This is a genomic window from Streptomyces sp. P9(2023), assembly GCF_032436795.1.
GTDB lineage: Bacteria > Actinomycetota > Actinomycetes > Streptomycetales > Streptomycetaceae > Streptomyces.
In genome coordinates this window covers 1-247 of sequence record NZ_JAUPWM010000738.1, presented here as the reverse complement: position 1 = coordinate 247, position 247 = coordinate 1, and the positions used below count along the sequence as shown (strand labels likewise).

The window sequence follows — 247 nt, the reverse complement described above, 5'->3', positions numbered from 1 at the left end:
ATCCCGACCTGGACACAGCCTTTAACCCGCACGGAAATCGGTTGTTTTCTCAGCCATCGTAAATGTCTGGAACTGATTGCTCAGGGTGAAGACAAATATGCTGCGATTTTCGAAGATGATGTTGTGTTGGCGAAAGATGCACAGCGCTTCTTTGCGTCGGATGACTGGATTCCGGCCAATGCAGAGCTGATCAAAATTGAAAGTCAGGGCAAAAAAGTTCTGACAGACAAGCCCGTTGCCACGCTTA

The 247-nt window shown here is 48.2% G+C and carries 1 protein-coding gene; it reads left to right on the top strand.

Annotated features, from left to right (window positions below):
• Positions 1–247, top strand: a 247-nt coding sequence (locus Q5762_RS39290; RefSeq protein WP_315897111.1) for a glycosyltransferase family 25 protein, incomplete at both ends; no start/stop codon positions are given.